The sequence below is a fragment of the Listeria sp. PSOL-1 genome, assembly GCF_902806445.1.
In the GTDB taxonomy this organism is placed as follows: Bacteria; Bacillota; Bacilli; order Lactobacillales; family Listeriaceae; genus Listeria.
In genome coordinates this window covers 1,654,957-1,679,879 of the sequence record NZ_LR760298.1, presented here as the reverse complement: position 1 = coordinate 1,679,879, position 24,923 = coordinate 1,654,957, and the positions used below count along the sequence as shown (strand labels likewise).

Below are 24,923 nucleotides of genomic sequence, written 5' to 3'. Positions count from 1 at the left end.
TAGTTTATACTCCCTAAGAAAAACAAAGAAAGGAAGCGAGCGACATGGGGAAAAAGTTAAAAAGATCTCGAGTTGACCGCAAAATCGGTGGTGTTTTTGGTGGGTTATCCGAATACACGGGAATTGATGCGACCTTACTCCGTTTGATTTTTGTTGTGGTTGCTATCGTAACAGTAAAGACAGGAATTGCGTTTATCGCTTATATCATTGCTTTATTCATCATCCCTCCTGATGATCTAAGCAATGAAGAGGTTTTAGAACAGCACAGACGTAAAGCAGAAGAAAAAGCGCGCTATGCTTCTAATCGCAGAAGAGCAAGATTTGAACAAATAGATCGCATGAAAAAAAGACATCGAACACACGTTCATACGCATGTTCATAAAGGAAAACACGAAAGAGAGCCTTTAGTACAAGAACCCAAACAGTGGCCTGTACGTGAGTTCACTTTTGAAAATACAACTTGCAAAGAAATCGCATTACGTATTGCAACAGGAGACGTAACTATTGATACTTGGGAAAACGAAACATTAAAAATGCGTGTTGAATTAGCTGTGCATGAGCGTGCAAGAACAGTACGCCAGTTTAGTGAAGACCAATTGTGGGATTGCTTTTTCAGTCAAACGATGTTAGACATTAATCAAGAATGCTTTACTTTTGAATCAAAAAAAGAAATTTTGAAAACAAACGTTACCTTAACTTTGCCTAATCGTTTATATGAACAAATAAAGATTCAATTGCTTAACGGTAGTTTGAAATATAATGATTTGGCAGTAGAAGATGGGATGGTTAAAGTACATCATGGCGATATTCGTTCGTCAAGAGCAAGTGGGAAGTTTTTAAGCACCGAAGCTTTAGATGGTGAAATTTATTGTAACGAGAGCAATATTGAAAATGTTGATATGAAAACCGCACGGGGGGACATTCTGCTAAGTGGAAAATTCTTAACAATCGTTATGAATGCTGAGCAAGGAGATATTGATTTAGCACTTGAAAATGATACAGCTACTTCAGTCGATTTGAAGGCACCTAAAGGTGATATTCGTATCCAAATCCCATCAAGCTGGAACGTTGATGGAACGATGGGCACAAAACGCGAAAAAATCTATTTTGATTTGAAAAATGCAAAAGTGTGGGATAGTTCTGCTCAAAGCTTTGTCTTTACACAAAATGCGGATGAAATGAGCACCGCAACCTTACAAGCACAAGTTAATACAGGAATTATAAAAGTAACCGAATTAACAGAAAAACCAATTTCACCTGAGGAGGATAATTAAATGAAAAAATTGCGAAAATCGTCAGACCAAAAGATGCTTTCTGGTGTTTGCGGTGGTATAGCGGAATATTTTGGTATTGATGTGACTGTTGTAAGAATTGTTTGGGCGCTTTTTGGACTATTTGCCTTCACAGGTGTTATACTGTATATTGTCGCGATGATTATCATGCCTCGAGATACAAGTTCTGAATGGGAGTGATGGCAGGCTATGCGCTGGTTAGCCGGAGTTATTATTAATGCTGTTTTATTTGTTGCATTATCAGGTTTCTTTTCAAGCTTTCATGTTGCCGGTTTTGGAACAGCTGTTTTAGCAAGCTTTATTTTAGCCATTTTAAACATGCTTGTGCGTCCAGTCCTTTTTATCTTAACCTTGCCAATTAATATTTTTACGTTGGGATTATTTACTTTTGTCATTAATGCGTTAATGCTTAAGTTGACTACTTATTTTATGGGAAGCTCATTTGTGATTGATGGTTTTGGTACGGCTTTAATTTTAGCTGCTATTATGGCATTTGCTAATCTAATTATTAATTCAGTACTCTGGGAAAAAAAGAACTAAAGGTAGTAAATATACTAAGGTTAGTGGACAGCTTTTTTTGTTAAGCGGGCCGTCCACTAATCTTAGTATATTTTAATTATAAGAAAAAACTGTTAGAAACTCTTTTGAAGTGTTAAAATAAGAATAATCGTCTAGCTGCAAGTGGGCAGTTAAATCACTCACAATTTATATGGAGGGTTTACTTACATGTCGAAATCAGTTTCTGTAAAAGAACTAAAGGAACGATTACAATTAGAATTAGTTTGTGCTGAAGAAGGGCTGGAACGGCCGATTTTAACAAGTGACCTGTCACGTCCAGGGCTTGAATTAACTGGCTTTTTTTCCTATTATCCTGAAGATCGTGTCCAGCTTTTTGGAATGACTGAAATCTCTTTTTCAGAAGGAATGGAACCGAAAGAAAGGCTAAAGCGTTACCGGCAAATGTGTACAAGTAGAACGCCGGCTTTCGTTGTATCACGTAATCTAGAAACGCCTAAAGAACTTATTCAAGCCGCTTCGGAAGTCAGTATACCTGTCCTTCGTTCGCGCCTTAAAACAACAAGGCTTTCCGTTTACATAACCAATTTTTTAGAAAGCAAGCTTGCACCAGTAATTTCAATGCATGGTGTCCTTGTTGATATTTATGGGTTAGGTGTTTTGATTACTGGAAATAGCGGCGTTGGGAAAAGTGAGACAGCATTAGAACTTGTAAAACGTGGGCATCGACTTGTTGCAGATGATAATGTCGAAATTCGTCAAGAAGATGAATTGTCATTAATTGGTTCTTCACCTGCGATTATTGAACATTTACTAGAGATACGCGGTCTAGGTATTATCAATGTGATGACATTGTTTGGAGCCGGAGCAGTGCGTTCAAGTAAAAAAATTACACTCGTTGTTCATTTGGAAAATTGGGATTCTGAAAAGCATTATGATCGTGTCGGTCTAGATGAAGAAAAAACACGTATTTTTGACATGGATGTCCCTAAAATTACAATTCCTGTTCGGCCAGGACGAAATTTATCAGTCATCATTGAGGTTGCGGCGATGAACTTTCGTCTTAAGAACATGGGGTACAATGCGGCTGAACAATTTACGCAAGATCTAAACAAATTAATTAATCATAATCGAAGTATTAACGATTAATCGTTAAAGAAAGAAGGTAGAAGATGTTTAATGCTATTAAGCCGCTCAATCCAATAGCTCTCAAACTAGGTGGTATTTCTATTCACTGGTATGGGATTATCATTGCGACAGCTGTAGTGATTGCGTTATTACTTGCGCTTAGAGAAGCGACGAAACGTGGCCTTAACAAGGAATTATATGTGGATTTACTAATCTGGGCAATTCCAATTTCTATTATTTGTGCGCGGATTTATTATGTTGTTTTCGAATGGAGTTATTATAAAGATAATCCAAGTGAAATCATTAAAATATGGCACGGCGGGATTGCTATTTATGGTGCCTTAATTGGAGCGGTTATAACAGCGATTGTCTTTGCTTGGAAAAGGAAGATCTCTTTTTGGCAGCTTGCAGATATAGCTGCGCCTAGTTTGATTATTGCTCAGGCTATTGGACGCTGGGGGAATTTTATGAATCAAGAAGCACATGGTGTGGAAACCACTCGTCAGTTTCTTGAAAGTCTCCATTTGCCTCATTTTATTATTAATCAAATGTACATTGATGGGGCATATTATCAGCCGACTTTTTTATATGAAAGCTTATGGAATGTGCTTGGTTTTATTGTGTTGCTCATTCTTCGTCGGACAAAAATCAAACGCGGAGAATTGTTCTTAAGTTATCTTATTTGGTATTCATTTGGACGCTTTTTTGTGGAAGGGATGCGAACAGATAGCTTGATGTGGGGTGCATTTCGCGTTTCTCAAGTTTTAGCAGTTGTACTCATTTTTGTTGCCATTGCGCTAATCGTTTATCGCCGTGTGAAGACGAATCCGCCATATTATTTAGATAACAAGTTTGGTAAAAAATAAATTGATGACAAAAAGAGGCGAGTAGAAATGACAAAACGATTGACAACGTTATTATTTGATTTAGATGGAACATTAATTAACACAAATGAACTAATTATTGCTAGTTTTACAGAAACGTTAAGTCTTTTTTTCCCAAATCAGGTGTTTACGCGTGAAGATATTTTGCCGTTTATTGGTCCGCCACTTAGTGAGACATTTCAACAATTTTTACCAGATCGGGTTGATGAAATGACAGCTGTTTATCGAGAGCACAATATCGCCAACCATGATGCTTTAGTTCTTGAATATGATGGAGTATATGAAGCTGTGCGGGCACTTTACGAAGAAAATTACAAACTAGCTATCGTCTCAACGAAGCGATATGATGTGATCATGCGCGGATTAAAATTAACCGGTTTAGATAAATTTTTTCAAGTTGTGATTGGGCTTGATCAAGTAAATCAAGCAAAACCTGATCCAGAAGGAATAAAGATGGCGTTATCGCTCTTAAACGCTACAGCGGATGAGGCTATTATGGTGGGCGATAATTATCATGATATTTTAGCAGGAAAAAATGCGGGGACGCTCACAGCAGGAGTTTCTTGGACAATTAAGGGTGTTCAGCATTTACAAAATTATCATCCTGATTATATGTTAGCAACAATGGGCGATTTACTTAAAATTGTAAGAAGTGAGGAGCAGTAAAGCATGCGGGATGTGAAAAGTTTTCCTGCAAAAAATAACAATGAAAACCCGTTATTTCATCTTTATCAATCCGTTTCTTTCTGGCGGGTATTGAAAAATACAATAATTATTGAATGTTGTCGTTTTTTTCCATGGATTGCGGGTAAAAGGAAACTATACCGTAAACTGTTAGGCATGGAAATCGGTGCGAAAACGGCCTTTGCTTATAAGGCGACGCCCGATTTGCTTTTTCCTGAAAAGATTACAATTGGCTCAAATACAATTATTGGCTACAATACTACGATTTTGACACATGAGTATTTAATCAAGGAATATCGTGTTGGTGAGGTTATTATTGGAGATAATGTCTTAATTGGTGCAAATGTAACAATTTTACCCGGCATTATAATTGGTGATAACGCTACAATTGGAGCAGGAACAGTCGTGTCAAAAAATATTCCACCGGGTGCTTTTGTTACAAGTAATCCTATGCAAATGAAATGAAAAAAGCACTTTTTATTATCAAAGAAGAAATGGAGGGGAGAAAGTGAAAAAAGAAGTAACGAAGATCGTTCATTTTCTCCCGAGCGGTCAATTTTATTTTCAAAGAGGTTTAACTTTTTTCAGAGAAGAAAATCTCAAAGAAGCGATTCGCTTTTTAAAGCGAGCGAACGAACTTGAGCCTCGTGAACCAGTTATTATGTGTCAACTGGCGATCTGTTACACTGAGATTAGGCGATTTTATGAATCGAATCAGCTGCTTAGGCGAATTTTAGAAGAAATTAGTCCAGAGATGACGGAATGCTATTATTTTATTGCTAATAATTTTGCTTATATGAAAGATTATCGGCGAGCGTTGCAATATGTTCGACGTTATTTGGAGCTAAATCCAAATGGCGAATATAAAGAAGAAGCGGATGATCTTGCACATATTTTACTTGAAGAAACGCCGATTGCTGGTATGCTTGAAAGTCGTTTTAGTCATTATGAGCAAGAATTTTACGAATATAAAAAAGAAATTAATCAGTATTTGGCTGAAGAAGACAGTTCTTCGGCTTGCCAATTTTTAGAAAAAGTGTTGAATGAGCGACCTAATTTTTGGCCAGCGTATAATCAACTTGCTGCGCTTTATTTTGAGCAGTTATTGGAAGAAAAAGGGCTTAAGATATTGGCTGATTTATTAGAGCGTAACCCTGGGAACTTGCTTGGGTTAGCAGATATGTATCATTATTACTACTTTAAAAATCAACAGGAAAAGGCGCATTTTTTCTATCATCAATTAAAAAATATTCTTCCTGTTTTGGCTTATCATAAGGAGCGACTGGCAATTATTCATGCAATGGCTGGTGAATATAAACAAGCTTGGAGGTTGTTTCAAACAGTTGACGATTTAGAGATAACAGATCGTGCTAGGTATTGTTATTATTATGCTAAGTCGGCTTTTCATCTTGATTTTTTAGAAGAATCTAAGGCGATGTGGCAGCAATTTCTAGATTGTGATATCTATGAACACAGCGATTTTCCTTGGCATGAAAAAGTGAATTTTGCTGATGATATTATTGAAGTATTAACGCTGCTTGATGCAGAAGACGAAGTGTATCGCTTCATTGGGGTGTATGCTTTATCGATTTCGGCTACTCGGGCGGAAATTGTATTGTTTCATCCGCTTTTTGATATGAGTAAATGGAGTTATTTAGAACATCTTATATTTACTAAACTGGATTATTTACCAGATACATTAGAACAAAATGGTGCTGAATTGTTGAAGGTTTGGCATTTTTACGAGGAGCAAGGCTTATCACTTTCAAGCGAGTATCTTTCTTTTTACCATAAAATGGCTTCGCACCTATTCAAAATGGAAAGTAAGTGGCCCGAGGAGAAGACAGCAGAACTGGCAGCTTTCTTCTTAGTGCATTGTTTAAATTGGGAAGAAGATGAAGCTGCTGCGTTTTGCCATATTGATGTAGAAGCAATTTGCTATATCTAGTTTATGAGCAGATCGATAGACGTTTTCAGAATTTCATATTAAGCTTGTTTTAAGGCTTAGGCTAACTAGAGGAGGGCGCTTTATGGCGAGTGAAGAAAGAATCTATGACGTTATTATTATTGGAGCAGGTCCAGCTGGGATGACTGCCGCTTTATATACATCTCGTGCTGATTTAGACACATTAATGATTGAACGTGGGGTTCCCGGTGGACAAATGGTTAATACTGCAGATGTAGAAAATTACCCTGGTTATGTGAATATACTTGGCCCGGATTTATCAGAAAAAATGTTTGAAGGAGCCAAACAATTCGGAGCAGAATATGCTTATGGCGATATCAAAGGAATTGAAGATTTGAAAGAATATAAGCTGGTTACGGCAGGTACAAAAAGCTTTAAAGCACGTGCTGTGATCATTGCTACAGGTGCAGAACATCGCAAACTAGGAGCAACTGGTGAAGATGAATTAAGCGGTCGAGGTGTTTCTTATTGTGCTGTATGTGATGGTGCATTTTTCAAAAACCGTGAATTAATTGTGGTTGGTGGAGGCGATTCGGCTGTTGAAGAAGGGGACTATTTGACCCGCTATGCAAGCAAAGTGACAATCGTTCATCGGCGCGATAAATTACGAGCCCAACCGATTTTACAAGATCGAGCTTTTCGCAATGAGAAGGTAGAATTTGTTTGGGATTCGACAGTTGAAGAAATCTTTGGCGATGGAAATAAAGTCACTGGCGTTAAATTGATTTCGACTAAAGATGGAACGACGCGAGAAGTTAGCACTGATGGGGTCTTCATTTATGTTGGCCTTGTACCACTTACAAGTGCTTTTCGCGATTTGGGGATTACAGATGAAGAGGGCTATATCATAACAGATGACGAAATGCGCACGGCTGTCCCAGGTATTTTTGCTGCTGGGGACGTTCGTGTCAAAACATTGCGTCAAATTGTTACTGCAACAGGCGATGGCGGCATTGCAGGTCAAAATGCGCAGAAATATGTTGAAGAGCTAAAAGAAGAATTAGCCTCTATTGATATATAATTGAGTGAAAAATGAGTTTGGGTGTCATGTGATTCAGCTCTATTTTTTAAGAAAATATGGTTTAAAAAATAGAACGAAAACATTTGTATTTAAGAGGTTTGTCAGAAGCGGAGCGTACGATTGTGCGTGAGAACCGGAAGTCTGACAAACCTCTTAAATCGTGAGTGGCTTGTTTATGTCCAGACTTTTTTGTATGATTTATGACGATTTAGTGAAACTTGTGCAAATTTTCGTGACCTCAGTATTTTTCTAGTGTAGAATTAAAAGATAGGATTGAATAGTCTAAAGGAGGAATCAGCATGAACGTACTTGTTCTTGGAGGAGCAGGTTATATTGGTTCGCATGCAGTAGATCAATTAGTAGATCGTGGATATCATGTGTCAGTTGTCGATAATTTACAAACAGGCCACAAGCAGGCGGTGCACGAAAAAGCACATTTTTATCAAGGTGATATTCGCGATAAAACCTTTTTACGTACTGTTTTTGAAAAAGAACAAGTAGAAGGTGTTATCCATTTTGCGGCGAACTCACTTGTTGGGGAATCCATGGAAAAGCCACTTCTTTATTTAAATAATAATATTTACGGCACGCAAATTGTACTTGAAGTGATGGAAGAATTTGGCGTTAAGCACATCGTTTTTTCGTCATCAGCTGCAACATATGGGGAACCAGAAGTTGTACCGATTACAGAAGAGATGGCAACCAATCCAGAAAGCACGTATGGCGATACAAAACTCATTATGGAAAAAATGATGAAATGGTGCGATATCGCGCATGGCATCAAGTACGTTTCATTGCGTTATTTTAATGTTGCTGGTGCAAAAGCAGACGGTTCAATTGGTGAAGATCATACTCCAGAAACACATCTTGTTCCAATTATCTTACAAGTTGCTCAAGGAAAGCGTTCTGAGCTAGCCATTTTTGGCGATGATTACCCTACGCCAGATGGGACGTGTATTCGTGATTATGTTCATGTCGTCGATTTAATTGAAGCGCATATTCTAGCATTAGAATATTTAAAAAAAGGGGGACCAAGCAATATCTTTAATTTAGGGAGTAGTGCGGGTTTTTCGGTAAAAGAAATGCTTGAAGCTGCTCGAGCGGTTACAGGAAAAGTAATTCCAGCTAAGGTAGTAGCCAGACGACAAGGTGATCCAAGTACTTTAATTGCTGCTAGTGAGAAAGTAAAATTAACGCTCGATTGGCAACCAACTTATACTGATATAAAAGATATTATCGCCTCAGCATGGGAATGGCATGCAAAACATCCAAACGGGTACGAAGACTAATTTAGAAAGGAGCAATAGGATGAATTGGCAAGAAGAATATGAAAAGTGGCTTCAATATCACAATTTGTTACCAGAATTAAAAGATCAATTAAAGCAACTAAAAGATAATTCTAGCGCTTTAGAAGATAGCTTTTATCGAAATATGGAATTTGGTACTGCTGGCATGCGTGGTGTGCTCGGTCCAGGTACGAACCGAATGAATATCTATACGATCCGAAAAGCCTCTGAAGGTTTGGCACGTTATATTATGGAAAACGGCACAGAAGCAAAGGCACGTGGGGTTGTTATTGCTTATGATCCACGGCATATGTCGCAAGAATTTGCCTATGAGAGTGCTGCTGTGCTGGGAGTATATGGCATTAAAAGCTATGTTTTTGAAGCATTACGACCAACACCAGAGCTTTCATTTGCTGTACGATATCTGAATTGTTTTAGCGGTATCGTGATTACGGCAAGCCATAATCCACCAGAATATAATGGCTATAAAGTTTACGGGGAAGATGGGGGACAGATGCCTCCACAAGGTGCTGATAGAGTAACCGCTTATATGGATGAAATTGAAGACATCTTTTCGGTTAAAACAGCTGATATTATTGAATTAAAAGAAAGCGGTATTCTGGAAGTTATCAGCGAAAAAGTAGATACACCTTATCTTAAAAAGTTAAAAGAAGTTACTGTTAATCAGCAAATGACAAAAGAAAAAGGTTCTGAACTTAAAATCGTTTTTACACCGCTTCATGGAACAGGTGGTATCTTAGGCGTGCCAGCACTGCAACAAGCTGGATTTACGAATATTATCAAAGTAGATGAACAATTTATTAACGATCCTAATTTCAGCACAGTAAAGTCACCAAATCCAGAAAACCGAGAAGCTTTTGATCTAGCTATTCGTTATGGTAAGAATCACCATGCAGATATTTTGGTTGGGACAGACCCAGATGCGGATCGTCTTGGAGTAGCTATTCGTACAAATGAGGGAGAATATCATGTCCTTTCTGGGAATCAAATTGGTGTTTTAATTTTGAACTACCTTTTAAAACAAAAAAAAGCTCAAAATGAACTTCATGAAAATGCGGCTGTTTTGAAATCAATCGTAACAAGTGATCTAGGAAGTGCCATTGCTGAATATTATGGTGTAAGCATGATTGAAGTCTTAACCGGCTTTAAGTTTATTGCTGAAAAAATTAAAACCTTTGAAGAAAATAATACGCATACATTTGAATTTGGCTATGAAGAAAGTAATGGTTATATGGTCAAATCATTTACACGCGATAAAGACGCTATTCAAGCTGTCCTTGCTATTTCCGAAGTGGCTCTTCATGCTAAACTTCAAGGGCTAAGCTTGGATGATGAACTTAAACAGCTTTTTGAGCAGTTTGGTTATTACAAAGAAGATTTAGTGTCACTCACATTAAGCGGTAAAGATGGAACTGAACGGATTACTGAGATCATGACAACCTTCCGCTCAGAGCCGATAACAAACATTGCCGGTGAAAAAATTGAGCGCATAGAGGATTATTTACGTAGTGAAATCACTTACTTAAAAACAAATAAGACAAAGAAAATCACGTTGCCGCGCGCAGATGTTTTAAAATTTTATCTTGAAGATGGATCATGGTTTTGTTTGCGTCCATCGGGGACTGAACCAAAAATTAAATTTTATTTCAGTGTAAAAGATCAAAATGAAGCAGCAAGCGTTGATAAATTAACGAAAATAAAAATCGCACTAATGGAATACGTGGAAAAATAAATTGGCGAAAGCACTTATATTTCATAAATTTGGCAGGGCCTGCTTCTAGGTTCTGCCAAAATCTGTAATTGGGAGTTTAAATGAACAATTTCCACAACTCGCCATTTGTTTACCGCTTGAATTTAATCATTCATTCATCCATTTTTCGTTTTTTCCAAAGCAAAATGTGCTAAAATAAAAGATATATGAAATGAAGGGACGGAAATTTATGGCAGCTAGTCAATTGCAATTGGTTATTATTACAGGAATGAGCGGAGCAGGGAAAACAGTTGCTATGCAATCACTGGAAGATTTAGGCTATTTTTGTGTTGATAATTTACCTCCAACACTTTTACCTAAATTTTGGGAATTGATGAAAGAAACCGGGAAGATGAATCGAATTGCGCTGGTGATGGATTTGCGTGGACGTGAATTTTTTGATTCGATCCAAGTAGCACTGGATGAACTCGATAATACTTCTTTTATTACAACAAAAATTTTATTTTTAGAAGCTGATGATCAGGTGCTTGTATCACGTTATAAAGAAACAAGACGACACCATCCGCTAGAACCCAATGGCTCCATTATTGACGGCATTAAGGCAGAACGCGATATGCTAAGCGAACTTAAAGGGCGTGCGCAAATTGTCATTAATACATCAAATTTAAAGCCACGTGAACTGCGCGATCGAATCAATGCGGAATTCAAGGAAAGTGAAAAAGATGTATTTAATGTCCAAATTGTCTCATTTGGCTTTAAATATGGTTTACCAATTGATGCTGACTTAGTTTTTGATGTGCGTTTTTTGCCAAACCCACATTATATTGACAAAATGCGTCCGCAAACAGGTAAAGATAAAGAAGTTTATGATTATGTCATGAAGTGGCCAGAAACGCAAGAATATCTAGATAAAGTCATTGATCTTCTAATGTTTACATTGCCTTTTTATAAACGAGAAGGAAAAACACAACTTGTTATTGCTATAGGATGTACTGGTGGACAGCATCGTTCAGTTGCTCTCACTGAATATGTGGGCAAAGCAATCGGTAATAAATATGAAACGACAATCACACACCGGGATATGTTGCGGCGGAAGGAAAGGTAATATGAAGAAATTAAATAGACCTAATGTTGTGGTTATAGGTGGCGGCACAGGGCTTCCCGTTATTTTAGAAGGGCTTAAAGGTCAAGAGATTAATTTGACAGCCATTGTAGCGGTTGCAGATGATGGGGGTAGTTCTGGTAAAATCCGTAAGCAAATGGATGTTTTGCCACCAGGTGACATTCGCAATGTTATGGTCGCACTTTCAAATGTTGATCCGCGTTTTGTCGAATTGCTACAATATCGTTTTAATGTAGATGGGGAGCTATCTGGACATGTTATTGGGAATTTAATTTTAATTGCGTTGTCGGAGCTGAATGAAAGTTATGTTGCTGCCATTGACATTCTTTCAAAAGTTTTGCGAATTCGTGGTAAAGTGATTCCGGCAACAGATAAACCACTTATTTTAAAAGCAAAAATGAAGGACGGTTCAATTGTTACCGGTGAGTCAATGATTCCTCTTCAAGGCAAACAAATTGATCATGTTTTTCTTGAACCTAAAGATGTCAAACCACTAGATTCAGCACTTCAAGCCATTAAGGAAGCCGATTTGATTACAATTGGTCCAGGGAGTCTCTATACTAGTATCTTGCCCAATTTATTGGTAAAAGATCTAGCACAAGCAATCGTAGAATCTAAAGCGCCAAAAGTTTACATTACGAATATCTTAACGCAAATTGGTGAAACAGATGACTTTAGCGATGCGGATCATATTCAGGTTATTCATGAACATGTAGGGGTTCCTTTTATTGATAAAACGTTAATCAACATTTCTGATGTACCAAAAGAGCTACTTTTTCCAGATGATGTGATGCAAGTCAAGCATGACGTTGATGGAATGGCTAAATTAGGCATTCAAGCTGTATATGAGGACTTCTTATCAACGGAAGACCGCTTAGTACGGCATGATGGCGAAAAGGTAGCAAGAGCCCTGCTAAATCTACTGCCTGAAAAAGAGTAAAGGAGCTGATAAACGATGTCTTTTGCCTCGGAAACAAAAAAAGAATTAACTAATATTGAAGTAACGGATGAAGAAGCAAGAGCGGAATTATCTGCTTTTATTCGGATGAATGGTGTCCTTTCATTTTCAAATGGCAGGATGATAGCAGACGTACAAACAGAAAATGCTGCAATTGCAAGGCGGATGTATCAGTTATTAAAGCGCATTTATGATATTCAAGCAGAACTTCTTGTTCGTAAAAAAATGAAGTTGAAAAAAAATAACGTGTATATCGTACGTATTAAAGTAAATACAAAAGAAATTTTAACCGATCTTCGTATTTTGGATGAAAGTTTTGCTTTTACGAAAGATATCGATGCCAAGTTTATCGAAAAGCGTGCCATTAAACGTGCTTATCTAAGAGGAGCCTTTTTAGCAAGCGGTTCGGTCAACAACCCAGAAACCTCTTCTTACCATTTAGAAATTTTTTCATTTTATGAAGAGCATAATCAAGCCATTTGTGCGTTAATGAATCAATTTCATTTAAATGCACGTATTATTGAACGGAAAAAGGGCTTTATCACCTATTTAAAAGAAGCAGAAAAGATTACGGAATTTCTAAGTATTATCGGAGCAACAACGGCATTACTCCATTTTGAAGATGTCCGTATCATGCGCGATATGCGAAATTCAGTGAATCGTCTTGTAAATTGTGAAACAGCCAATTTAAATAAAACAATTAATGCTGCGGTTAGACAAATTGATAATATTAAATACATTCAAGAAGCAGTAGGGCTTGAAGCGCTACCCGAACGTTTACGCGAGATTGCTGAACTGCGGATTTCCTATGAAGATGTTACACTAAAAGAGTTAGGTGAAATGCTTTCAAGTGGTCCAATAACGAAGTCTGGTATCAATCATCGTTTACGCAAAATAGATGAGATCGCCGAACGCTTAAAAAAAGGGGAATCCCCTTCACAAGTAGGACTTAGAGTGCCACAAAAATAAAGGAAAAGGAAGCGAATAGGAATGTCCAAATTATTTTCAAGTTATAAACTGCAAAACATTACATTGAAAAATCGCCTAGTAATGGCGCCAATGTGTATGTATTCTGTTGAAAAAGGTGACGGGATAGCAACTGATTTTCACTTTGCACATTACGTTTCACGTGCAGCAGGAGGAACAGGTTTAATTTTACTTGAAGCAACAGCAGTCGCAAAAATAGGACGTATTTCTCCATTGGACTTAGGCATTTGGGACGACAAACAAATACCAGCGCTTAAGCGAATTGTAAATAGTGTGCATGAGCACGAGGCTAAGATCGGCATTCAGCTAGCACATGCTGGGCGAAAGGCAGAAATTCCAGGTAAAATCGTTGCTCCTTCAAGTATTCCTTTTAATGACGATAGCGTAATACCAGATGAATTAACAACCAGCGAAATTCATGAAATTGTCGCAGCTTTTAGACATGCTGCTTCTCGCGCTCTTGAAGCTGGTTTCGATGTTATTGAAATTCATGCGGCACATGGCTATTTGTTGCATCAATTTTTATCGCCTATTTCTAATCGCCGGGAAGATGTATATGGTGGACCAGCTGGTAATCGCTACCGCATCTTAAGTGAAGTCATAAAAGCAGTTCGCGAAGTTTGGAATGGACCAATACTTGTCCGTATTTCTGCTACAGATTATACACATGCAGGCTTACAAATAGATGATTATCTCCCATTTGCGAAATGGATGAAAGCAGATGGTGTAGATTTGCTGGATGTAAGTGCAGGTGGACTTGTCGCTGTTATGCCAAAAAGCTATCCAGGCTACCAAGTTCCTTTTGCTGAAAAAATTCGGAGCTTTGCTGGAATTGCAACGGGAGCTGTGGGCTTAATTACAAATGGCTTGCAAGCAGAGGAAATCCTTGGTAATGAACGTGCTGATTTAATTTTTATTGGACGCGAACTATTGCGTAACCCTTATTTTGCAAAAGTAGCTGCTGAACAATTAGGAGAAAAAATTGAAGGCCCCAAACAATATGGGCGTGCTTGGTAAAGCTGTTATAAATGGCATCAACTTTCGCTTTGCAGGTTTTGAAAGAAATGGCCTTTATTTTCTTTTCAAAACTTGTAAATCGAGGTGCTATCGTTTATTTGAAACAGGAAGATTGAAAATTCAAATAAAACATCGCGCTAAACTTTTATATTTTTACCCTAAATCATGGATTAACTATTTACATGTAGTAAGGAATAGGCGATAATAACAAGGGATGTATTATATTTATCGTTTCTAGGGGGTTATTGAATGAAATTTTTAATTTTTATACTAGGAATTGCAGTGCCATTTTTAATTGCTTTTCTTGCCAGTAGTGACCGAAAAAAGATTCGAATTAAACCAATTATTTTAATGCTCGTAGTCCAAATTGCTTTGGCGTATATCCTGTTAAATACATCGGCTGGCCTTGTTGTTATAAAAGGCATTAGCAATATGTTTGGTGCTATTTTAGGCTATGCTAAGGAAGGTGTAGACTTTGTTTTTGGCGGAATAGCGAATAAAGGGGAAGCGCCATTTTTCTTAACTGTATTGTTACCCATCGTTTTTATTTCTGCTTTAATAGGGATCTTACATCATTTTAAAATTTTACAACTTATTATTCGTGCGATTGGCTTTTTGATTAGTAAGATCAATGGTTTAGGGAAGCTCGAATCGTATAATGCAATAGCAGCTGCGATCTTAGGGCAATCTGAAGTATTTATTACACTTAAAGATCAACTTAAAGATTTACCAAGCAAACGTTTATATACGCTTTGTGCATCGGCTATGTCAACCGTATCAATGACCGTTGTTGGCTCTTATATGACATTGATTGAACCTAAATATGTAGTGACTGCACTCGTGCTTAATTTATTTAGCGGGTTTACCATTATACATATTATCAACCCATACACTGTCAGCCCTGAGGAAGATATTTTAGAAATTAATGAAGAAAGACGTCCTTCGTTTTTCGAAATGCTAAGTGAATATATTATGCTAGGTTTTACTGTTGCGGTAACTGTTGGAGCTATGTTGATCGGTTTTATCGCCTTAATTGGCGGAGTTAATGGTGTTTTTGATTCCATTTTCGGCATTAGTTTCCAAGAGATTCTAGGCTATGTTTTTGCGCCATTCGCCTTTATTATGGGAGTTCCTGCTAAAGATATCGTTGAAGCAGGGAGCATTATGGCAACGAAACTTGTAACAAATGAATTTGTGGCAATGATTGACCTGACGAAAGTTGTTGGAGATTTGACACCAAAAACAGTGGGGATCATTTCAACTTTCCTTGTCTCCTTTGCGAACTTTTCTTCAATTGGAATTATCGTAGGAGCAACGAAAAGTATTGATAAAACACAGGCTAATGTTGTCGCGAAGTTCGGATTGAAATTGTTACTTGGTGCAACGCTTGTAAGCCTTGTAACAGGTGCAATTGTTGGTTTAATGTTATAACACATAAACAAAATAAATCGGCGACAAGCGCTCGCGATTGAAGAGGTTTGCCAGATTTTCGGAAGTTGTACGCTTCCGATTTCTGGCAAACCTCTTCAATTACAAACGCTTTCGCTTGATTTGTCGTATTCGAAATATAGAATTTCCGCTAATTTTTTGAATCGTGTGAGCTTCTACACTCATTTTTCATTATTTAATAGTTGAACTGTTTACTATAATATCATCAATTAAACCATATTCTTTAGCTTCCGTTGCATCCATAAAATTATCACGATCGGTATCACGAGCAATAACCTCAATTGGTTGCCCAGTTTTTTCGGATAAGATGCGGTTCATGCGTTCTTTAATTTTAAGAATATGGCGTGCAGCAATTTCAATTTCTGTTGCTTGACCTTGTGCACCGCCTAGTGGTTGGTGAATCATGATTTCTGCATTTGGCAAGGCAAAACGTTTGCCACTCGTACCAGCTGCAAGTAAAAAAGAACCCATTGATGCAGCCATTCCCATACCAATTGTCTGAACATCAGAATTAACAAAATTCATTGTGTCATAAATCGCCATACCAGCGGAAATATTACCACCTGGCGAATTGATATAAAGGAAAATGTCTTTTTCAGAATCTATGGCATCTAAAAATAAGAGCTGTGCAACGATCGAGTTTGCCACGTCATCATTGATCTGGCTACCAAGCATAATAATCCGGTCTTTTAATAAGCGAGAATAAATGTCATAAGCACGTTCTCCACGGCTTGTCTGTTCAATAACTGTAGGAATTAAATTCATAATTCAAAAACCTCCTGTATGAGCTTAAATATTTAGGATAGAAAAAGCTTTTCTATACGATACCCTCATCATACACTCTTGGTCAAAATAGGTCAAATGATAGACCTTGAAGAGGCTATTTTTTAGTGATTTGACTAAGTTTACTTGTTTTAAACTACTTTTTCAGGTATAATACTAATTTGTATGGGATTATATATAGCCCTCGTGGTGCAACGGATAGCACGTGAGATTCCGGTTCTTAAAATGGGGGTTCGATTCCCTCCGAGGGCGTTTTTAATAAATTAAAAACATCTTATAAATGGCGTTAAACTTAGCTCTGGTAGGGCATTTGCTATTTATAAGATGTTTTTTATCTATCATTAAAACCAATTTCACTCATAATTTTTTAAAAATAAAAAATTATGAGTGAAATTGGACTCGAAAGTTTTGTTTTGATATAATTTTTTTATGATAAAGAAAGGGAGAGATGATCCTATCAAATATTTTATTACGTATAGTTTATTTGTTATTAATCTGATCGGGTTTTTAATGTATAATACGGGGAATTTTTCTATTTTCAATAATGAAATATTATTTTACGTAATCATGTTAGTACTACCTGTTGTTACACAGGTTTTATTAGGTATCATATTACGGTTGACAACAAGTAAAGTTTTTAGTTTGTTAATTGTATCGTTTTTCTTGATTAATTTTTTGGTACTGATTAGTCAATTACTTATTATATTGATTGGGTTTCAAAATTATAGTTAAACTAGGGAGAGAATGTTTAGTGAAAAATATTGGTTATTGCTTAGTGCTAATTTTAATAACTATTCTAGCTTATCATTGTAACATTCAGGAAGTAAATGCAGTAGAAGTCAACTATGTTAATATTTATAAAAATGGCATTAAAAAAAATATTATAAATCCCTTTTCCTTTTCCTATAAAAAATGGGAAAAAGAAATAGCTAACCCTTTATACTTGAATTATGAAAACATGAAAGGGGAAGAATTATTACCAAAAAATATTGATTTTAAAACATGGGTAGAGGTGAATCATTATGGGATTGTTCCAGGTACTAGTGATAAAATATTGGAAGAGAAAACTTACGATATTTTATCAAGATTAAAAAATAGTGTATCCAGTAATAGTAACATTGAAAGGTTTGTAAAAGCTGTTAAACCGGGTGATATTATTTATACAACTGAGTATACGTTATCTGGTTTTATTGGGCATGCTGCTATGTCAAATGGCAATGGCTGGATTGTTGAAATGCCAGGAGGACGAAATTGGATAAAAGGTATACCAAATAATAACAACCAATGCACAACCAGACAGTACATAAGTAAGCATATTACACAGTGGAATTATGTTTATAGAGTTCCCAGTAAATCATTGGCAGATAAAGTAGCTAAATATGCAGATCGGACGTTTTATTCTTCTAAAGGAAGTAGAATAAAGGACAGGCATGTGACGTATAAAATTAATTTTTCTATTAGAGAGTATAATCCTAGCTATTGTTCAAAACTAATATACTATTCATATTACTACGGAAGTGGAAATTTACCAGTTATGATCCCAACCCCTAGTGTTACTTTCCCTATTTCTCCAGTCAATGTGGTAGGTATGTTTTCTTCTAAGTATAGACCATATTATGTAGGTAAGTTCTAATAATTATTTTTATAAAGATTTGTGCAGATGTTGTGCAATATAATTTTTATATCAAAAATTCTGAAGCAATTTTGATCCATGTAAAACATTTAATAAAGTGTGTAAACAAACTCATCATAAAGAATTTCACTTTCTAACCATACTAAAAAGTGAATGCACGTTATGTAACAAAAGAAGTAAAGAGCAAATTTGCTTATACTTTATTAGATAACGCTTTGATAGAGCAAGTAATAATTTGAAAAAGCAGGGTCAGATAAGTAATTAAAACTTATCTGACCCTGCTTTTTTAGACTAGAATTTTAGCTTTTAACAAAAATTATTCACTCATTCACGATCTAAATGGCCTTGCTTTTTCTTATAAAAATAAATTGGCAAACCAATTGCAGTTAAAATCAAGCCAATGCCTGCGTTGAGTGGCTGAGTAAATAACGTATTTAAAACAATGAAGGTTCCGCCCAAAATTGCAATGGCAGGAATGACAGGATAAAGTGGGACTTTGTAAGGGCGGTGAAGCTCTGGCTCGCGTTTCCGTAAAATAAAAATAGCGATAAATGTCATGGTATAAAAAATCCAAATAACGAAGATTAACATATCAGTAAGTTGATTAAACTTGCCTGTAAAAATCATAATGATGGAAATCAATAGAATGATGATACCGCAATTGTAAGGGACTGCTGATTTTTTTCCTAATTTTTTGAGCCAATTGCTGAAAGGTAGTTGGTTTTCAAGAGCCATTGCGTAGGGAATGCGAATACCTGTCATTGTATAGCCATTTATCGTGCCAAATACTGAAATTAAGATACCAATTGTAATGAGCTTACCCCCAACTGATCCAAAGATAATATTTGCTACATCAGCTGCAGGAGTGGCTGTTGCGGCAAGTGTTGCAGCTGGCATGACAAATAAGTAAGCGATATTGATTAATAAGTAAACGCACATTACTGCTGTTAAGCCAAATATAATGGCTTTTGGTAAATCTTTTTTAGGATTTTTCATTTCACCAGCAATATTTCCAACGTGAATCCAGCCATCATAGGCAAACATCGTAGCAACAAGGCCAGAGCCAAGGCTTGTTAACAAAGGATGATCAGCGGGATTAATTGGAAATAAGCGGAAGGTCACGTCACCGCTATAAAACAAGCCAAAAATAATAATCAGTGCTAGTGGAACAAGTTTGCACACTGTCGTGATGGCTTGAAAAGAGCCAGCTGCTTTGGCTCCTAAAGAATTAATAAACATTAAAAATGCTGCAGCAATAATCGCTATTGGAACAATAATTGCGTCGCTAGTCCCAAATAAATTTGCAATTTGTGTGCCAAAAATAATAGACAAAGCAGCAATATTGGCTGGAAAATAGATGACTGTTTGCGCCCAACCAAGTAGGTAGGAAGTAGTTTTACCATAAGTTTTTTTCAAATAAATCATCATGCCACCAGTTTGGGGGATAGCTGCAGAAAGTTCTGCAGCAGTTAGGCCGCCACAAATAGTGATTAATCCCCCAAGAAACCAAGCAAATAGGCCTAACCCAGCTGTGCCCGTAGCAGAATAAACAGCTTCAGGTTTAAAAAAAACACCAGAGCCAATGACCGTGCCGATTACAACAGTTAATGCTGTAAAAAAGCCAATCTCTTTTTTAAGCTTTCGATTTTCCATAGAAATCCTCCCCTGATTGTTCATTTGTATAGTGAGAAATGAGTTGGTGTTTTCATTTCTGCTCAAACTGAATATGCTATAAGAATGCTCCTAATTTCTTGGTAAGTTTTTCGAGCATGTCTTCGGTCATTTTATCAAGATGATACTGTGGCGCAAAATCCCACTCTTTTTTAGCGCAGCTTGAATCAATGTTATCTGGCCAAGAATCAGCAATTTTTTGGCGAACTGGATCGATAGCGTAATTCATTTTAAACTCGGGAATGAATTTACGTATGGAATCAGCAATTTGTTCAGGTTCGAAACTCATTGCGGTAATGTTGAAGGCATTACGATGTACAAGGCGTTTTGGATCAGCTTCTAACAGCTTAATGATTGCATCGATGGCATCTGGCATGTACATCATGTCCATATACGTGCCGGCTGAGATAGGGGAAGTATATTGCTTATTCTTAAGCGCTTCGTAATAAATCTCTACTGCATAATCAGTGGTGCCTCCACCAGGTAATGTTTTATACGAAATTAAGCCTGGAAAACGGACACCACGTGTATTTACGCCAAACTTGGTATGATAGTAGTCGCAAAGCAGTTCACCAGCAACTTTTGTTACGCCATACATTGTTGTTGGACGCTGAATGGTATCTTGTGGTGTATTTTTAGCTGGCGTTTCTGGTCCAAAAGCGCCAATCGAACTAGGTGTGAAAAATAATAAGTTTAGTTCGCGAGCTGTTTCAAGAGCATTGACGAGGCCATTCATATTTAGATCCCATGCAAGTTGTGGTTTTGTTTCTGCTACAGCGGACAATAAAGCAGCTAAATGGATGAATGTATCAACGTTATATTCCTTGGCAATTTGAAGCATTTTTTCTTTATCGGTCACATCAAGGATTTCAAATGGCCCGGCTTCAATGACTGGATTGCCATCAATTTTGCGGATATCTGTGGCAATTACATTTTCAGTACCATAATCTTTACGTAAACGGATGGTTAATTCAGAACCAATTTGTCCTAAGCAGCCTGTAATAAGTATTTTTTTCATTTTAATTCCTCCATATTGAATAATGTTCAGTTTAATATTTATAGATGTCACGGGCTGGAAGATATAGGAATTCTCTAGCCACGTGAAATGATTGCTTTTTTAAATAACGCCTAATTCTTTACCGACACGCTCATAAACGGCTAAAACTTCATCGAGCATTTCGGACGTATGGGCAGCAGTTGGCATATTGCGTACACGACCTGTGCCTTTTGGAACAGTAGGAAAGACGATCGACTTAGCGTAAATACCTTCTTCAAGTAATCGACGTGAAAATTTTTGGGTTAAATTTTCATCGCCAATGATACAAGGCGTGATCGGCGTTTCAGAATGCCCGATATTAAAGCCTAAATTTTTTAAACCGTTTTTAAGATACGTGCCGTTATTCCAAAGTTGTTCGATTGTTTCTGGGTTTTGTTCCATAATGTTAAAGGCTTCAATACAAGCAGCAGCAGATCCTGGTGTTAGTGATGTGGAAAAGAGGAAAGGCCTAGCACGAACCTTGAGCCAGTCGATTAGTTTTTGGCTTCCGGCAACGTAGCCACCAACAACACCAATTGCCTTGGATAAGGTACCAATTTGAAAGTCAATGCGATCTGCTAAGCCAAAATGTTTTACAGTACCAGCGCCGTTTCCCATTACGCCAGAACCATGAGCGTCATCGACATATGTGATTAAATCAAATTCTTCGGCGATTTTTACAATTTCAGGGAGTTTAGCCACATCACCATCCATTGAAAAGACGCCGTCCGTAATGTACATCACTTTTTCATATTGACCGCTTTCTGTAGCCTCTTTAGCTGTTTCGCGTAAATGATCCATATCTTGGTGACGAACACGAATAACTTTAGCTCCAGATAAACGGCAGCCATCAATGATTGAGGCATGATTAAGCTCATCAGAAATAATCGCATCTTTCTTTGTCATGACAGCAGAAATTGCCCCCATGTTACAATTGAAGCCAGACTGAAAAGCGATTGCAGCTTCTGTGTGCTTAAAGTCGGCGATCCGTTTTTCAAGTTCATCGTGGATTGTCATCGTGCCGTTAATTGTACGGACAGCTCCAGCACCGACGCCGTATTTTTTTGTTGCTTCAATACATTTTTCTTTTAAGCGGCTGTCATTTGAAAAGCCAAGGTAGTTATTGGAGGACAAGTTGATTAAAGTCTGTCCTTTAATTTTAATTTTAGCGCCATTTGGACCTTCAACTGCATCGATTATATTATAAAGACCTTGTTCGTGTAGCGCGTCTAGCTGCGGGGTTAAACATTCATTTAAAGCTTTTGACATTTTCTATTCCTCCTAAAAATTTTATATTAACACATCTGAATGCTGTCTTCAGATGAGATAATGACCAAAATCATTTTTTTGTTGTAAGAATGTTTGTAAGTAGTGTGTAAATAAAGCTGTGATTTCCTCTTTGTCTTCAGATTCGATGAGGAAAGCGGCTTTTTCATCTTCTGTAAGCATCTCTAGTAAATACGTGATAACTTCTAGTTGGGCAGGGTGTAAAGAGCGTGGTAGGATAAAAGTAACTACCGTTGAAATCGTTGCTTTTAGCTGGCGTTCAGTATGAAGATCTAAAGCGTGTTTTAAATGAAAGACATGAATAGAAGGTTGCTTGGCATCGGTATTTGTGATGAAATAGGCCGTATTATTAGTGTTTGTACGTACTTTTTGCTGAATTAGGTCCCGAAAAAGTTTTTCAGCGTTGATTTGCGGCTTTGTTTTTTCTGAAATAGATTGACTAAGTGAACGCAAATTATCTTCGGTATTACGAGTGATATCGGCAATTTTTTCGATATAAAGTGCTTCGAGAAGTTGGATTACGATTTCATAATACTGCTTCGTGTCTTTTAAATTGCTTAGTGTTTCGGCTTTTTCCATATCTGTTTTATAGTAGAGTTTGTTTTTTGTATTGGCCATTTTTTCTAAGTACTGTTGGATCTGTAGAATCTCGTTGTTAGAAATAAATAGGCTGATTTGTTGGTACTCGAAAGGGAAATTTTCAAGAGCATCGGTTGATAAAATAATATCGTATGCTTGAAGTGCCTTTTCTTTAACAAGTTCAAGTGATGTGATAAATTTAATTTTTTTTAGTTTCGGTAGTTTTTTGCGAAACCTTGCTTCAAGCCAAGTATTCACACCATTACTTCCCGAGGTAACAATGAGCGCACTGTAAGGGTACATATTTTCAGAGCGTAAAATGGCTGCTTCAAAGTGAAGAACAATGAAACCGGTTTCTTCTTCAGGCAACTGATGAAACGGATAAAGCGCAGCAGCTTCTTTGTGGATCAGTGAAAAAAGCTCTCCGAATTCGACCTTAATAAGTGGCAACAGTGGATTAGTAAGGGGCATTTTCTTTTTTAAGCGAATCAGTGAGCTACGGATGTGCTCTGTTAAGCCTTTTAAAATTGTCATTTGTGCAAGTGGCATATCCATTTCTTTCGTTACTTTAGAAATGAGCTTTTTAGCAATTCGAAGCGCTTGAACTTTTTCGTTATGGTAAAAAAGATCTTGTCCTTTATGGATCTCTGAGTCTAATATTTGCATGGTAAGTTCGGTAATTTCTGCTTCTGGGATCGTTTCTTCGGGTAAACAATCTTTTAAAATCCGTTCAGCAATATCATGTTCTGGATAATCTTGCAGGAAAATAGGGCTGTCAGGATACTTGTGGATTTTTTGTCCTTTACCGATTTGTTGTATCGTAATTAAAAGATAAAGCAGCAAATTTAAATAAGAAGTGTTTCCGATTTCATAAGGAAGTTTTTTCATCCACTTTGTTAAATTACGATCAGCTTTATCTAGCAAAGTTAAATTAATAAACATTGATAATTCTTCTTTTACCGGTGTTTTTGTGCCACTTAGTATATCTTTTAAATGTTGATAAAGCTTGCGTTTTGGATAAGAAATCAAGGTAAGCTCGCGAAGCAGTTCCCGTTTCTCAAGGATTGCTGCCTTAAGTTGTACACCGATCCCACGTTTTCTCACAATATTTACTTTCTCGTTCCATTCTTCTTCAATTCGTGTTAAATCACTGCTGACAGTTGCTACCGTAACAGAAAGTTTACTGGCAAGTGCGATGAGCTTCATTGGTCCGTTTGTTGTTAGGAGCTCGCGTAAGATAATTTGCTGTCTTTCAGGTGGTGTATATTCGTTGCTGACGAAATGTAGTAATATTTCGCGAATCCGATCGCGATCTTTTTTCACACCATTTACGGATAGCTTACTTCCTTTTTTTATAAGCATTAAGTTGAACTGGGCAAGCGTTTGTTTTACTTCATCAAGGTCACGACGTACGGTACGTTCGCTAACATCTAGGTGATGAGCAAGCTTTTTAACGGAATCATCTTTTACTGATAAAATTCTCTCTAAGATAATCCGTGAACGTGCTGATAGGTACATTTATTTTCTTCCTTTCGTAGCCACTTCGTTAATGCTGAACTTTTTAACGAGGAATCAAATTGAACCTGATAAAGGCGCTAACTCCTTTATATCTTTATCCTATGACTTCGCTTACAAATAAGCAATATAAACAAATCACTAATTTGTCCAACTTTTATTAGCTTGGTTTGGACAAAGTTTAAATAAGATACTAGAGTAAGTTAGCATAATGATAAATTCAATGAACTTTGTTTGAAAGCGTTGTCAAAAAAGAGTGGCAATTTTTAACTTATAGCGTTGTGATACATGGGGGATAAAAAAATCTTTAACACCATACGACTCAGCTAATTGTATTTTCTTAAAAAATAGAGCTGAATTGCATGATGTTAAAGAC

22 protein-coding genes and 1 tRNA gene are annotated in these 24,923 nt (G+C 37.0%); 18 read left to right on the top strand and 5 right to left on the bottom strand.

What is annotated here, in order from left to right:
• Positions 1–44: 44 nt before the first annotated feature.
• The 16 genes from G6Q10_RS08135 to G6Q10_RS08060 all read left to right on the top strand — a co-directional run bounded on the left by G6Q10_RS08135 (position 45) and on the right by G6Q10_RS08060 (position 16,025).
• The gene (locus G6Q10_RS08135) at positions 45–1,274 is read left to right on the top strand and encodes a DUF4097 family beta strand repeat-containing protein (protein WP_163654953.1); all 1,230 of its coding nucleotides are present in this window, start codon (positions 45–47) and stop codon (positions 1,272–1,274) included.
• Positions 1,275–1,472 (top strand): PspC domain-containing protein, encoded by a 198-nt coding sequence (locus tag G6Q10_RS08130; protein ID WP_163654951.1) that lies wholly within the window; start codon positions 1,275–1,277, stop codon positions 1,470–1,472.
• 9 nt (positions 1,473–1,481) lie between these two features.
• Positions 1,482–1,832, top strand: coding sequence for a phage holin family protein (locus G6Q10_RS08125; protein WP_163654949.1), 351 nt, complete (start codon positions 1,482–1,484; stop codon positions 1,830–1,832).
• Between the two features lie 186 nt (positions 1,833–2,018).
• A complete protein-coding gene (hprK, locus tag G6Q10_RS08120; RefSeq protein ID WP_163654947.1) occupies positions 2,019–2,957 on the top strand; it encodes an HPr(Ser) kinase/phosphatase in 939 nt (312 codons plus the stop codon).
• Between the two features lie 23 nt (positions 2,958–2,980).
• Complete coding sequence (gene lgt / locus G6Q10_RS08115) at positions 2,981–3,802, top strand: prolipoprotein diacylglyceryl transferase (RefSeq protein ID WP_163654945.1); 822 nt, start codon at positions 2,981–2,983, stop codon at positions 3,800–3,802.
• Between the two features lie 27 nt (positions 3,803–3,829).
• Positions 3,830–4,486, top strand: coding sequence for a pyrophosphatase PpaX (ppaX, locus tag G6Q10_RS08110; protein WP_163654943.1), 657 nt, complete (start codon positions 3,830–3,832; stop codon positions 4,484–4,486).
• Positions 4,487–4,489: 3 nt separating this feature from the next.
• The gene (locus G6Q10_RS08105; RefSeq protein ID WP_163654941.1) at positions 4,490–4,969 is read left to right on the top strand and encodes an acyltransferase; all 480 of its coding nucleotides are present in this window, start codon (positions 4,490–4,492) and stop codon (positions 4,967–4,969) included.
• 43 nt (positions 4,970–5,012) lie between these two features.
• On the top strand, positions 5,013–6,452 hold the full coding sequence (locus tag G6Q10_RS08100) for a tetratricopeptide repeat protein (RefSeq protein WP_163654939.1): 1,440 nt from the start codon (positions 5,013–5,015) through the stop codon (positions 6,450–6,452).
• An 82-nt stretch (positions 6,453–6,534) separates the two neighbouring features.
• Positions 6,535–7,491 carry a thioredoxin-disulfide reductase gene (trxB, locus tag G6Q10_RS08095; RefSeq protein ID WP_163654937.1) on the top strand — a complete coding sequence of 319 codons (957 nt, stop codon included), beginning with the start codon at positions 6,535–6,537 and terminating at the stop codon, positions 7,489–7,491.
• Between the two features lie 299 nt (positions 7,492–7,790).
• The gene (gene galE, locus G6Q10_RS08090) at positions 7,791–8,780 is read left to right on the top strand and encodes a UDP-glucose 4-epimerase GalE (RefSeq protein WP_163654935.1); all 990 of its coding nucleotides are present in this window, start codon (positions 7,791–7,793) and stop codon (positions 8,778–8,780) included.
• 19 nt (positions 8,781–8,799) lie between these two features.
• Positions 8,800–10,530: a phospho-sugar mutase gene (locus tag G6Q10_RS08085; RefSeq protein WP_163654933.1), complete on the top strand. Its 1,731-nt coding sequence runs from the start codon at positions 8,800–8,802 to the stop codon at positions 10,528–10,530.
• Positions 10,531–10,738: 208 nt separating this feature from the next.
• Entirely contained in the window at positions 10,739–11,614 is an 876-nt protein-coding gene (gene rapZ / locus G6Q10_RS08080) for an RNase adapter RapZ (protein WP_163654931.1), read from the top strand.
• A 1-nt stretch (position 11,615) separates the two neighbouring features.
• The gene (gene yvcK / locus G6Q10_RS08075) at positions 11,616–12,572 is read left to right on the top strand and encodes a gluconeogenesis factor YvcK family protein (RefSeq protein ID WP_163654929.1); all 957 of its coding nucleotides are present in this window, start codon (positions 11,616–11,618) and stop codon (positions 12,570–12,572) included.
• Between the two features lie 15 nt (positions 12,573–12,587).
• Positions 12,588–13,559: a DNA-binding protein WhiA gene (gene whiA / locus G6Q10_RS08070; RefSeq protein ID WP_163654928.1), complete on the top strand. Its 972-nt coding sequence runs from the start codon at positions 12,588–12,590 to the stop codon at positions 13,557–13,559.
• Positions 13,560–13,580: 21 nt separating this feature from the next.
• Positions 13,581–14,594, top strand: coding sequence for an NADPH dehydrogenase NamA (gene namA / locus G6Q10_RS08065; RefSeq protein WP_163654925.1), 1,014 nt, complete (start codon positions 13,581–13,583; stop codon positions 14,592–14,594).
• Between the two features lie 249 nt (positions 14,595–14,843).
• Positions 14,844–16,025: a NupC/NupG family nucleoside CNT transporter gene (locus tag G6Q10_RS08060; protein ID WP_163654924.1), complete on the top strand. Its 1,182-nt coding sequence runs from the start codon at positions 14,844–14,846 to the stop codon at positions 16,023–16,025.
• Positions 16,026–16,214: 189 nt separating this feature from the next.
• Here G6Q10_RS08060 and clpP read toward each other — a convergent pair whose 3' ends face one another.
• Positions 16,215–16,808 (bottom strand): ATP-dependent Clp endopeptidase proteolytic subunit ClpP, encoded by a 594-nt coding sequence (gene clpP, locus G6Q10_RS08055; protein ID WP_163654922.1) that lies wholly within the window; start codon positions 16,806–16,808, stop codon positions 16,215–16,217.
• A 198-nt stretch (positions 16,809–17,006) separates the two neighbouring features.
• Between clpP and G6Q10_RS08050 the strand changes: the two genes are divergently transcribed.
• Both G6Q10_RS08050 and G6Q10_RS08045 read left to right on the top strand, forming a co-directional pair.
• Positions 17,007–17,078: transfer RNA gene (locus G6Q10_RS08050), tRNA-Arg, on the top strand.
• A 499-nt stretch (positions 17,079–17,577) separates the two neighbouring features.
• Positions 17,578–18,459: a hypothetical protein gene (locus G6Q10_RS08045; protein ID WP_163654920.1), complete on the top strand. Its 882-nt coding sequence runs from the start codon at positions 17,578–17,580 to the stop codon at positions 18,457–18,459.
• A 324-nt stretch (positions 18,460–18,783) separates the two neighbouring features.
• Here G6Q10_RS08045 and G6Q10_RS08040 read toward each other — a convergent pair whose 3' ends face one another.
• The 4 genes from G6Q10_RS08040 to G6Q10_RS08025 form a co-directional block, all read right to left on the bottom strand.
• The gene (locus G6Q10_RS08040; protein ID WP_163654918.1) at positions 18,784–20,112 is read right to left on the bottom strand and encodes an APC family permease; all 1,329 of its coding nucleotides are present in this window, start codon (positions 20,110–20,112) and stop codon (positions 18,784–18,786) included.
• Between the two features lie 76 nt (positions 20,113–20,188).
• Positions 20,189–21,148: an L-threonine 3-dehydrogenase gene (locus tag G6Q10_RS08035; protein WP_163654916.1), complete on the bottom strand. Its 960-nt coding sequence runs from the start codon at positions 21,146–21,148 to the stop codon at positions 20,189–20,191.
• A gap of 99 nt (positions 21,149–21,247) precedes the next feature.
• Positions 21,248–22,435, bottom strand: a complete 1,188-nt coding sequence (locus G6Q10_RS08030; RefSeq protein WP_163654914.1) for a glycine C-acetyltransferase — start codon at positions 22,433–22,435, stop codon at positions 21,248–21,250.
• A 48-nt stretch (positions 22,436–22,483) separates the two neighbouring features.
• Positions 22,484–24,550 (bottom strand): BglG family transcription antiterminator, encoded by a 2,067-nt coding sequence (locus G6Q10_RS08025; RefSeq protein ID WP_163654912.1) that lies wholly within the window; start codon positions 24,548–24,550, stop codon positions 22,484–22,486.
• Positions 24,551–24,923 lie beyond the last annotated feature (373 nt).

Bases quoted from the DNA above. Each gene is read 5' to 3' on its own strand.
- ppaX (WP_163654943.1), top strand. From the start codon at position 3,830: ATGACAAAACGATTGACAACGTTATTATTTGATTTAGATGGAACATTA.
- whiA (WP_163654928.1), top strand. From the start codon at position 12,588: ATGTCTTTTGCCTCGGAAACAAAAAAAGAATTAACTAATATTGAAGTA.
- G6Q10_RS08135 (WP_163654953.1), top strand. From the start codon at position 45: ATGGGGAAAAAGTTAAAAAGATCTCGAGTTGACCGCAAAATCGGTGGT.
- clpP (WP_163654922.1), bottom strand. From the start codon at position 16,808: ATGAATTTAATTCCTACAGTTATTGAACAGACAAGCCGTGGAGAACGT.
- G6Q10_RS08030 (WP_163654914.1), bottom strand. From the start codon at position 22,435: ATGTCAAAAGCTTTAAATGAATGTTTAACCCCGCAGCTAGACGCGCTA.
- G6Q10_RS08085 (WP_163654933.1), top strand. From the start codon at position 8,800: ATGAATTGGCAAGAAGAATATGAAAAGTGGCTTCAATATCACAATTTG.
- galE (WP_163654935.1), top strand. From the start codon at position 7,791: ATGAACGTACTTGTTCTTGGAGGAGCAGGTTATATTGGTTCGCATGCA.
- yvcK (WP_163654929.1), top strand. From the start codon at position 11,616: ATGAAGAAATTAAATAGACCTAATGTTGTGGTTATAGGTGGCGGCACA.
- G6Q10_RS08035 (WP_163654916.1), bottom strand. From the start codon at position 21,148: ATGAAAAAAATACTTATTACAGGCTGCTTAGGACAAATTGGTTCTGAA.
- rapZ (WP_163654931.1), top strand. From the start codon at position 10,739: ATGGCAGCTAGTCAATTGCAATTGGTTATTATTACAGGAATGAGCGGA.
- lgt (WP_163654945.1), top strand. From the start codon at position 2,981: ATGTTTAATGCTATTAAGCCGCTCAATCCAATAGCTCTCAAACTAGGT.
- G6Q10_RS08130 (WP_163654951.1), top strand. From the start codon at position 1,275: ATGAAAAAATTGCGAAAATCGTCAGACCAAAAGATGCTTTCTGGTGTT.
- G6Q10_RS08040 (WP_163654918.1), bottom strand. From the start codon at position 20,112: ATGGAAAATCGAAAGCTTAAAAAAGAGATTGGCTTTTTTACAGCATTA.
- namA (WP_163654925.1), top strand. From the start codon at position 13,581: ATGTCCAAATTATTTTCAAGTTATAAACTGCAAAACATTACATTGAAA.
- G6Q10_RS08105 (WP_163654941.1), top strand. From the start codon at position 4,490: ATGCGGGATGTGAAAAGTTTTCCTGCAAAAAATAACAATGAAAACCCG.
- G6Q10_RS08060 (WP_163654924.1), top strand. From the start codon at position 14,844: ATGAAATTTTTAATTTTTATACTAGGAATTGCAGTGCCATTTTTAATT.
- G6Q10_RS08025 (WP_163654912.1), bottom strand. From the start codon at position 24,550: ATGTACCTATCAGCACGTTCACGGATTATCTTAGAGAGAATTTTATCA.
- trxB (WP_163654937.1), top strand. From the start codon at position 6,535: ATGGCGAGTGAAGAAAGAATCTATGACGTTATTATTATTGGAGCAGGT.
- G6Q10_RS08125 (WP_163654949.1), top strand. From the start codon at position 1,482: ATGCGCTGGTTAGCCGGAGTTATTATTAATGCTGTTTTATTTGTTGCA.
- hprK (WP_163654947.1), top strand. From the start codon at position 2,019: ATGTCGAAATCAGTTTCTGTAAAAGAACTAAAGGAACGATTACAATTA.